The sequence below is a fragment of the Arthrobacter sp. Y3223164 genome (assembly GCF_059091005.1).
Genome location: NZ_JBNHGF010000081.1, coordinates 1 through 9,503 on the forward strand (window position 1 = coordinate 1; position 9,503 = coordinate 9,503).

At 68.5% G+C, this 9,503-nt stretch carries 9 protein-coding genes; 5 read left to right on the forward strand and 4 right to left on the reverse strand.

What is annotated here, in order from left to right; translation table 11 throughout:
- The coding region (locus tag AC5RUJ_RS06490; protein WP_494155688.1) for a zinc-binding dehydrogenase at positions 1-616 on the forward strand (616 nt) is incomplete at its 5' end.
- Positions 617-651: 35 nt separating this feature from the next.
- Positions 652-1,677 (forward strand): LLM class flavin-dependent oxidoreductase, encoded by a 1,026-nt coding sequence (locus AC5RUJ_RS06495; protein WP_494128446.1) that lies wholly within the window; start codon positions 652-654, stop codon positions 1,675-1,677.
- Positions 1,678-1,778: 101 nt separating this feature from the next.
- Here the strand turns inward: AC5RUJ_RS06495 and AC5RUJ_RS06500 are convergent, their stop codons facing one another.
- The 4 genes from AC5RUJ_RS06500 to AC5RUJ_RS06515 all read right to left on the reverse strand — a co-directional run bounded on the left by AC5RUJ_RS06500 (position 1,779) and on the right by AC5RUJ_RS06515 (position 6,462).
- Positions 1,779-2,843, reverse strand: a complete 1,065-nt coding sequence (locus AC5RUJ_RS06500) for an ATP-dependent DNA ligase (RefSeq protein ID WP_494073936.1) — start codon at positions 2,841-2,843, stop codon at positions 1,779-1,781.
- Positions 2,844-2,934: 91 nt separating this feature from the next.
- The gene (locus AC5RUJ_RS06505) at positions 2,935-3,942 is read right to left on the reverse strand and encodes a fatty acid desaturase family protein (RefSeq protein WP_494128447.1); all 1,008 of its coding nucleotides are present in this window, start codon (positions 3,940-3,942) and stop codon (positions 2,935-2,937) included.
- A 420-nt stretch (positions 3,943-4,362) separates the two neighbouring features.
- Positions 4,363-5,769: an NAD-dependent succinate-semialdehyde dehydrogenase gene (locus AC5RUJ_RS06510; protein WP_494012965.1), complete on the reverse strand. Its 1,407-nt coding sequence runs from the start codon at positions 5,767-5,769 to the stop codon at positions 4,363-4,365.
- Positions 5,770-6,078: 309 nt separating this feature from the next.
- On the reverse strand, positions 6,079-6,462 hold the full coding sequence (locus tag AC5RUJ_RS06515; protein ID WP_494049370.1) for an RNA-binding S4 domain-containing protein: 384 nt from the start codon (positions 6,460-6,462) through the stop codon (positions 6,079-6,081).
- Positions 6,463-6,674: 212 nt separating this feature from the next.
- On the opposite strand from AC5RUJ_RS06515, the gene AC5RUJ_RS06520 reads away from it, so the two are divergent.
- The 3 genes from AC5RUJ_RS06520 to AC5RUJ_RS06530 form a co-directional block, all read left to right on the forward strand.
- Positions 6,675-7,874 (forward strand): glycerophosphodiester phosphodiesterase family protein, encoded by a 1,200-nt coding sequence (locus tag AC5RUJ_RS06520; RefSeq protein WP_494155689.1) that lies wholly within the window; start codon positions 6,675-6,677, stop codon positions 7,872-7,874.
- A 108-nt stretch (positions 7,875-7,982) separates the two neighbouring features.
- On the forward strand, positions 7,983-9,308 hold the full coding sequence (locus AC5RUJ_RS06525) for an MFS transporter (protein ID WP_494128449.1): 1,326 nt from the start codon (positions 7,983-7,985) through the stop codon (positions 9,306-9,308).
- On the forward strand, positions 9,305-9,503 hold a 199-nt coding region (locus AC5RUJ_RS06530), incomplete at its 3' end, for a FadR/GntR family transcriptional regulator (protein ID WP_494155690.1). The genes AC5RUJ_RS06525 and AC5RUJ_RS06530, both read left to right, overlap by 4 nt.

Here is a 9,503-nt window from a genome sequence, read left to right on the forward strand (position 1 = left end):
CTTTCCGGGGGCCGCGGCGCCGCTGGCCGACGCTGCGCTGACTCCGTACCACGCCATCAAGCAGTCGCTGCCGCACCTGGCCGGCGGCGGCAAGTACGCGTTGGTCATCGGGCTGGGCGGCCTGGGCCAGATCGCCGTGCAGATCCTCAGGGCGCTGACCGGCGCCACCGTCATCGCCACCGACATGAAGGAAGAAGCGATGCGCAAGGCCGAAGAGGCCGGCGCCGTGACCGTTTCCGGCGGCGAGGGGCAGGCCGAGCGGATCCGTGACATCACCGGCGGCCGGGGCGTCGATGCCGCGTTCGACTTCGTGGGCGTGGGCCCGACCGTCAAGACCGCCGCCGCTTCCATGGCCCGGCTGTCCAGGTTGACGGTGGTGGGGATCGCCGGCGGGACGCTGGAGTGGAGCTTCTTCACCAACCCGTACGAGTCCGTCATCACGAACACCTACTGGGGCACCATCGAGGACCTGCACGAGGTGGTGGACATGTACAAGGCCGGGCAGATCGTTCCGGAGATCGAGCGCTACAGCATGAACGATGCGCTGGAGGCCTACCGCAAGCTACAGGCCGGCGAGCTCAGCGGCCGAGCCGTGGTGGTTCCGCACGGGAGCTAGGGAATTGAAGTACCGGCGGCGGGGTTGTGGCGGATATGAAGCGCATCGGTTTCCTGTCCTTCGGCCACTGGAGCCCCGCCGTCGGCTCGCCGGTTCCCACCGCCGCTGAAGGGCTGCTGCAGAGCATCGAGCTCGCCGTTGCGGCCGAGGAAGTTGGGGTGGACGGCGCGTATTTCCGCGTGCACCACTTCGCGCGGCAGCAGTCCTCGCCGTTTCCGCTGCTGGCAGCGATCGCCGCGAGGACCAACCGGATCGAGATCGGCACCGGCGTGATCGACATGCGCTATGAAAACCCGCTCTACATGGCCGAAGAGGCGGCGGCCACGGACCTGATCAGCGGCGGGCGGCTGCAACTGGGGATCAGCCGCGGGTCACCCGAGCCGGCGCTGAACGGTGCGGCGGCCTTCGGGTACCGGCCGGCCGAGGGCGAGACCGATGCGGACATGGCCCGGCGCCATACCGCGGTGTTCCGCCGGGCCATCACGGGTGCGGGCATGGTCCCCGCCGACCCGAACCACCTCCAGGGCAGGCATGCCGGCATGCTTCCCGTGGAGCCCACGTCCCCGGGGCTGCCGGAGCGGATCTGGTGGGGTGCGGGCTCCCGCGCCACCGCCGTGTGGACCGCGGAGCAGGGCATGAACCTGATGAGCTCCACCCTGCTGATCGAGGACACCGGCGTGCCCTTCGACCAACTGCAGGCCGAGCAGATCCACCTGTTCCGCGAGGCTTGGCAGAAGGCAGGCCACGCGCATGTTCCGCGGGTGTCGGTCAGCCGCAGCGTGATGCCGATTGTCGACGACGAAGACCAGCGCTACTTCGGGCTCCGCGGCCAGGCCGACCAGCACGACCAGGTCGGCATGCTCGATGGTACGCGCTCGCGGTTCGGCAGGAGCTACATCGGGGATCCGGACAAGATCGCCGCCGAGTTGGCCCGGGACCAGGCGGTGCAGGCCGCGGACACGGTGCTGCTGACGGTGCCGAACTACTTGGGCGTGGAGTACAACGTGAAGATGCTGGGCAACATCGTGCAGCACGTGGCACCGGCCGCCGGCTGGCGCTGAGGAACCCGGCCGCCGTCGGCTCGTCACCGGGGTACCTGGCCGGCGTCAGCGGGCCGCTGGGACTGAGTCCCGGCCCGGCGACTGAGTCCCGGCCCGGCGCGCTACAGCAGCACGTCGTTCAGGTCGTAGGAAACCGGCTCGTCCAGTTGCCCGTAGGTGCACGACTCCGGATCGCGGTCCGGCCGCCAGCGGACAAACTGCGCGGTGTGCCGGAAGCGCTCGCCCTCCATGTGGTCGTATTTGACCTCCAGCACCCTTTCCGGGCGCAGCGGCACGAAGGACAGGTCCTTGCCGCCGCTCCAGCGGCTGCCCTCCGTGGTCAGGGGTGTGCGCTCGCCGGCCTCGTGCTGTTCGCGGTTCCAGGGATGGCCGTCCGAATCGGCAATCAGCGGCTGCAGCTCCTCAAACAGTTCCTTGCGGCGTTTCATGCTGAACGCCCCGGCCACGCCCACGTGCACCAGGGTTCCGCCGTCGTTGTACAGGCCCAGCAGCAGCGAGCCCACCAGGCCCGGCCCGCTCTTATGCACGCGGTAGCCCGCGACCACGCAGTCGGCAGTGCGCTCGTGCTTGATCTTGAACATGCTCCGCTTGTCCGGCTGATACTTTCCGTCCAAGGGCTTGGCCACCACGCCGTCCAACCCGGCCCCCTCGAACTCTCCGAACCACCGCTCGGCCACCACCGGGTCGGTGGTGGCCCGGGTCAGATGGATGGGATTGACGACGGCGGAGAGCGCCTTCTCCAGCGCGGCCCGCCGTTCCTCGAAGGGGCGCGAGGTCAGATCGTCGTCGCCGAGGGCGAGCAGGTCGAAGGCCACGAACCGGGCGGGAGTCTGCACCGAGAGGAGCTTGACTCGGCTGGCCGCCGGATGGATGCGCTGCTGCAGCATCTCGAAGTCGAGCCTGTCGCCGCCTTCGCCCACCAGGATGATCTCCCCGTCCACGACGCAGCGCTCGGGCAGCTGCTCACGGAACGCGTCCACCAGTTCGGGGAAGTAGCGAGTCATGGGCTTCTCGTTCCGGCTGCCGATCTCCACCTCGTCGCCATCGCGGAAGATGATTGACCGAAAGCCGTCCCATTTCGGCTCGTACGTCATTCCGCCGTCGGGGATCTTGGCCACGCTTTTGGCCAGCATGGGCGGAACGGGTGGCATCACGGGCAGGTCCATGCGCCCATTCTCTGTGCTGGCCCAGCCGGTGTCCATGCCAGCGCAGACAGGGAGGACGCCCCGGGCGCAAGGAATCCGGGCCCGCGCGGGCTCAGACCCGGCGGTAGATATCCGCCACCGGACAGTGGAAGGGATCGGAGGCGGCTATTCCGACGGCGCCCAGGTAGCGGACTATCGCCGCATAGGAGGCCAGCAGGCTGGTCTCCGTGTACGGGATCGAGTGCTCGCGGCAGTATTGGCGGACCATCGGCGCCGCCTTGCTCAGGCAGGGACGGGGCATGTCGGGGAACAGGTGGTGTTCGACCTGGCGGTTCAGACCGCCCATCAGCAGGTCCATCATCCAGCCGCCGCGGATGTTGCGGGAGGCCGTCACCTGTCGGGTGACGAAGTCCGGCCGGCTGGATTTCGAATAGATCGGCATGCCTTTGTGGTTCGGGGCAAACGATGCGCCCATGTAAAAGCCGAAGACCGCCATCTGCACGCCGATGAACGCGAACGCCTGCCCCAAGGGCAGAAGCCAGAAGACCACGGTGAGCAGCACGGCTGCGCGGGCCGCGAGGATGCCCAGCTCCAGCCAGCGGTGCTCCACCTTGGCCTGCCGGACCAGGTACTTGAAGGAATCCGCGTACAGGCTGAAGCCCAGGAACGGCAGCAGCGGGAACAGCAGGTAGCCCTGGAGCCGGGTGACACGGACCATCGCGCCGCGGCGCCCGGCCGCAGCGTCCGGGTGGAAGGCGATGGACCCGGTCCTGATGTCCGGGTCCTTGTCCACGGTGTTGGGAAACCCATGGTGCTTGGTGTGTTTGCGCATCCACATGGCGTAGCTGATGCCCACCAGGCAGGTGCCAACCAGCCGGGCAGCCCATTCGTTGACACGCTTGTTCTCGAAGACCTGCCAGTGGGCCGCTTCGTGCGCCAGGAAGGCGAACTGGGTGAACAGGATTCCCATCCCTGCCGCGATCAGGAGTTGGAACCAACTGCTCCCGAGCAACGAGAACCCCGTCCACGCCGCGGCGAGCAGCATCATGAGCACGGCGAAGAGGGTGATGTAGTAGCCCCTGCGGCGGGTCAGTAGACCGGCGGACTTCATGCGGGCCATGAGTGCCAGATATCCGGCCGCGATACTGTTCGGTGCCCGAGACGGGCGCGCCGATTCGCGAGCGGAACTGGGCTGGGAAGCCGTATTGGTCTGGGGCTCGGGCTGAAAGTCCATGACATGCCTTGCGTCCGGCGGGTAAATACAATCGGTGCAGCCGGCCGTAAAGCTTCAGCACCAGTCTTGTGAATGTACCGACGCCGCGCGAATCTGTCATCGGTAGGAGGCGTCCCGGCCATCATCCGGGCCAAATTCGCAGGCTGCGAGGACGCCAGCGAGCCTCGCGGGCGGACTGCGACGGCACCGTTAAAGCGCTGTTGCACGCCGCCATTCCAAACCCTGGCCGTCTCAGAAAGCAAAGATCAGCAGGCGCCCCTCCCGCGAGCGGGAAGGGCGCCTGCTGATCAGTGGATGCCGGACCGGTTAGTCGGCGATGTAGAACAGGCGCTTGTTGACGAATTCGTCCATGCCCAGCGGGCCAAGCTCGCGGCCGAAGCCGGAGCGCTTCACGCCGCCGAACGGGATGTCGGCGCCTTCACCGACGCCGTTGACGTTGGCCATGCCCACCTCCAGCTGCTGGGCGATCTTGCGGGCGCGCTCCTCGTCCTTGGAGAAGACGACGCCGCCCAGCCCGTAGTCGGTGTCGTTGGCCAGTTCCAGGGCTTCCTCGTCGCTGCTGACCTTGTAGACCACGGCCACCGGGCCGAACAGCTCTTCGCGGTAGGCTCGCATCTCCGGAGTGACGCCGGTCAGAACAGCCGGGGCCAGGTAGGCGCCGGGGCCATCGTGCAGGGTGCCGCCGGCGTGCAGCGTGGCACCCTTGTTGACGGCGTCCTTGAGCTGCTCGTGCAGTCCTTCGGCCGCCGCCCGGGAGGAAAGCGGGGCGTAGGTTCCCTCGGCCTCTTCGGCCGGGTCGCCGGGCTTGAGGTCCTTCGCCAGGTTGGTCAGCTCGGCCACGAAGTCGTCGTAGATGTCCTCCATGACGATCATGCGCTTGTTGGAGTTGCAGGCCTGGCCGGTGTTCTCGATGCGGGTGGCCCACGCCTGCTCGGCCGCGGCCTTGACGTCGTCGGTGTCCAGCAGCACGTAGGGATCGGAGCCGCCCAGTTCCAAGACGGCCTTCTTCAGGTTCTTGCCGGCGAGCTCGCCGATGATGGCGCCGGCCCGCTCGGAGCCGGTCAGCGAGACACCCTGCACGCGCGGGTCGGCAATGATGTCCGCGATCTGCTCGTGGCTGGCGAAGAGGTTGATGTAGACGCCGTCGGGCACGCCGGCGTCGTCCATGATTTTCTGGATGGCCAGGGCGGAGCGGGGGCAGGTCTCGGCGTGCTTGAGGATGATGGTGTTGCCCAGCATCAGGTTCGGCGCGGCGAAGCGGGCCACCTGGTAGTAGGGGTAGTTCCACGGCATGATGCCCAGCAGCGGGCCGACCGGCAGCTTCTGGATCATGGCGCGGCCGCCGCCGATGGCCTTGATTTCCTGGTCCGCCACCAGGTCGGGGCCTTCAGTAGCGAAGTAGCTGAAAATGTCGGTGCAGAACTCGGCCTCGCCCTTGGACTCGGACAGGGGCTTGCCCATTTCCTCGGTGATGATCGCGGCGAGCTCGTCGGCCCGCTCGGTGAACAGTTCCGCAATGCGGGACACTACCTTGGCGCGGTCCGTGATCGGCGTGGCCTTCCACGCTGTGTAGGCAGCCTGGGACCTGGCGAGGGCGTCCTTGACCTCGGCGTCGGTGGCAGTGGGGAATTCCTCGACCACCTCGCCGGTGGACGGGTTTTGGACCCGGTAGCCCGGCTGGGTGGATGAAGCGGCGTGGGAAGTGGTGGTCACAGCCCTGATCTCCTTCGGATAATGACATAGCAGCGGGACGGCGGCGCGGCCGTCTCCGGTTTCCATCTTGTACCGTCCGGCCGGTTATGTGAAGTGAGTTACGCTCACGGCATGGAAGTAAGAAGCCCGGCGCGGCGTGAATTGGCAGGCAGCGCAGGCGGGGCGGTGCAGCACCGGGCCATCCGGCCGTCCTGAGCGGCGGCCGAACGGCTTGCGGGCTCCCGTTCCCAGCGGCCGCCGAAGCGCCCGCCGAAGCGCCGCATCGCTCCCGTTCCCAGGGACCACCGAACGGCTTCCACGCTCCCGTTCCTAGTGGAGGCCGCGCAGCCTGTCCATCTCCCGCCGGTCCTTCTTGGTCGGCCGGCCGGCACCCCGGTCGCGCTGCGGAATTCCGAGCGAGGGAATCGCCGGGCGCGGCGGCGTGTGGTCCGTGAAGCAGTGCGAGGCCGCCTCGGCTCCCACCCGTTTGGCGATCAGACGGCGCACTTCCAGGATCCGTTCGTAGCCGGGCTGCCGCACCCGCAGGGTGTCGCCCGGGACCACCGGTTGGGAGGCCTTGACCGGGTTGCCGTTAAGCCGCACGTGTCCGGCACGGCAGGCGGCGGTGGCCGCGGAGCGGGTCTTGTAGGCGCGGATGGCCCACAGCCACGCATCGACGCGCACCGAGCTCGGGGTATTGGCGGAAGTGTTCATGCCCCTCCGAGTCTAGCGTCGCCGTGGCGGCTTCCGTTGGCGGTCCGATCCCGCCGGTTCCACGTCCCCGCCCTCAGTGGTGTTTCCTTTCACCCCGAGTTCACAGCCAGTTGGCCCGCAGGATCACCGGCGCTGTGAAGCTCGATGGCGGGGAAACCCGACAACCACTACGAAGGGCGTCATATCCCATGGCATCTCGCCTGCTCAGAACATTGACCACCTCCGCCGCGGCCGTCGCCGTCGGCGCTACCCTCGTGGCCGCCCCGGCGGCCGGCGCGCAGAACAACCCGGGCGCGCAGGATGAAGCCCCGCTGCTGATCGGCCACCGCGGGGCCGCCGGCACCGCCCCCGAAAATACGGTTGCGGCCTTCAAGGACGGGCGCGCCTCCGGCGCCGACTTCTTCGAGATCGACGTCCAGCTCAGCGCCGATGGCGTACCGTTCCTGTTCCACGACGACACTCCGGCCCGGACCACCAACGTGGAGGAGGTATTCCCCGAGCGTGCCGGGGACCCCATCACGTCCTTTACTTGGGATGAATTGCAGCAGCTCGACGCCGGATCCTACTTCGGCGCCAAGTACCAAGGGGAGCGGATCCCGCACCTGGACGACGCGGCGAAGATCGCCACGGTGAAGACCGGCGTGTACATCGAAATCAAGTCGCCGAAGAACTCCCCGGGCATCGAACAGCTCGTCGCCGACGAGCTCCGCACCGATGCCGCCTGGACGAAGCTTGTTGCCGCCGACAAGGTCCAGGTCCTCGGCTTCGACGAGGCCTCCAACCGCACCTTCGCCGGCCTGGCTCCCGAGATCGCGCTGCAGCAGCTCTCGAGCACCGTCCCGGGTCCGGCCACGCTGGAATCGTGGGCGGCCTTTGCCGATTCGATCGGCACCAACTACCGCACCCTGACGGCGCAGAATGTTGCAGATGCCAAGGCCGCCGGACTGGTCGTCGGCGTCTACACCGCCAACTCGCCCGAGGCCGTCCAGCACTCCATCGACCTCGGCGTCGATGCCGTCACGGGTGACTTCCCGATCCAGACCATGCGATACCTGGACGGGCGGAAGCCCTTCCCCGCGGGCACCGGCCTGGAAATCGCCGGTGCGGTGAACGACCCAGCCGGCAGCGACGTCCAGCCGGAGACCGGCGAGCACGTGGTGCTGCGCAATACGGCGAACCACAGCATCGACGCCAGCGGCTACATCATCCGCGACGCGGCGAACAATATCCTGACGGTCGGCGCGGGCTACGTGCTTGCCCCCGGCGCGGAGCTGCGGGTCTACACCGGTCCCGGCACCAACAGCGCAGAGGCCTACTACAGCAATGGCACCGCGTCACTGCTGAACAACGGCGGCGACTCCATAGCACTGTGGGCCCCGCAGGGCACGCTGCAGGACGTCTTCGCCAACTAGGCGGCGGGTTCTGCGCCGACGATGCCGGCACCCCGGGCAGCCTTACGCCGCCCGAGGCGCCGGCGTCGGTTTTGGTGCCTCAGACATCAAACGTCTAACGTTTAGAGAATGATTTTGGAGCGACAGCCCGGCGGCGGCAGCAGCGACCACGCGCCGGGCGGCGACCATGCGCCGGGCAGCGACGAGGCTCCGGGGGAGTTCGCCGAGGCTCTGGTGCCGGAGCTCAACGTGCAGGAGGCTGCCCCGGCGCCCGCCGCCGCGCACCGCCGCTGGTTCATCGCCGCGGCCGTAGCCGCCGTGATACTCATCGGGTTGAACCTCCGGGCTGGTATTGCCAGCGCGGCCGCGCTCTTCCACGACCTGCAGCAACTGCTGGGGTACGGGCCGCTGGTCGCCGCACTGCTGCCCACCGTTCCCGTGCTGTGTTTCGCCGTGGCCGGAGCCGCGACCGCCTGGCTGAGCAGCCGCATGGGGCTGGAACGCGCCATCGCACTCGCGCTGACACTGCTGATCGCGGGCTTGGGCCTGCGCGGAGTCGAATCCGTCGGGATGCTGCTGGCCGGCACGGTGGTGTCCATGTCCGGACTGGCGGTCTGCAACGTGGCGCTGCCGGCGTTCATCCGCAAGTACTTCGCGCACCGGCCGTCGACGATGACCGGGGCCTACACCATCTCCATGTCCGTCGGCGCCACCCTGGCCGCGGCCATCAGCGTCCCTCTGGCCGCGCAGTTGGACTCGCCGTCGCTCGCGCTGGCCGCGTGGGCGCTGCTGGCCGTCGTCGGGCTCGCGGTGTTCCTTCCCATGGCCGTGGCCGGCAGGCGCGGTTCGGGCACGCGGACCCGGGACCACTCGTCGCCGTGGCCGCTGCTGCTAACGCGCAAGGGCGCGCTGCTCACCGGCCTGTTCACCATCCAGGCGCTGCTCGTCTATTCCGTGATGGGCTGGCTGCCGTACATCCTGATCTCGCGCGGGGTGGATGCCGCGGCCGCCGGGCAGCTGCTCGCGCTGGTCCAGCTGGTGTCCATCCCCGCCGTCGTCCTGCTGTTGTCCATGGCGGCGCGCCCGGGCCTGCTGCGGCCGGCCTTCATGATCACCTGCGCGGCGTCGCTGGCGGGCTACCTCGCCCTGCTCGTGCTGCCCGCCGAGCTCGCCGTGCTGCCCGCGGTTTTGATCGGACTGGGTTTTGGGGTTTTCCCGCTGCTGATGCTGGTGATCAGCCGCAGCGGTTCCAGTGCGTCCGAGACCACCGCACTGTCCACGCTGGCCCAATCGGTGGGCTACCTCTTCGCCGCCCTGGGCCCGTTCGGCCTCGGCCTGCTGCACGATGCACTCGCCGACTGGACCGTACCGCTGGTGCTCCTGGTGGCCGGCGCGGCCCTGCAACTGCTGCTGGCTCACGCGGTCAGCGGCCTGGTGCGGAAGGCTCAGGCGTGAGGTCCGGCCCGCTCCAGCGGCCGCCGCTGGCGGAGGAAGTCACGTCCAGGCTGCGGGAGTCCATCGCGGCGGGGCGGTGGCAGCTGGGGTCCCGGATCCCTCCGGAGCCGGAACTGATGGCGAGTCTGGGCGTCTCCCGCGGCACGCTGCGCGAGGCGGTCAAGGCCCTGGCCCACGCCGGGATGCTCGAGGTGC

Excerpts from the sequence above, each read along its gene's own strand:
- AC5RUJ_RS06495 (WP_494128446.1), top strand. The coding sequence starts at position 652 with ATGAAGCGCATCGGTTTCCTGTCCTTCGGCCACTGGAGCCCCGCCGTC.
- AC5RUJ_RS06500 (WP_494073936.1), bottom strand. The coding sequence starts at position 2,843 with ATGGACCTGCCCGTGATGCCACCCGTTCCGCCCATGCTGGCCAAAAGC.
- AC5RUJ_RS06505 (WP_494128447.1), bottom strand. The coding sequence starts at position 3,942 with ATGGCCCGCATGAAGTCCGCCGGTCTACTGACCCGCCGCAGGGGCTAC.
- AC5RUJ_RS06515 (WP_494049370.1), bottom strand. The coding sequence starts at position 6,462 with ATGAACACTTCCGCCAATACCCCGAGCTCGGTGCGCGTCGATGCGTGG.
- AC5RUJ_RS06525 (WP_494128449.1), top strand. The coding sequence starts at position 7,983 with ATGATTTTGGAGCGACAGCCCGGCGGCGGCAGCAGCGACCACGCGCCG.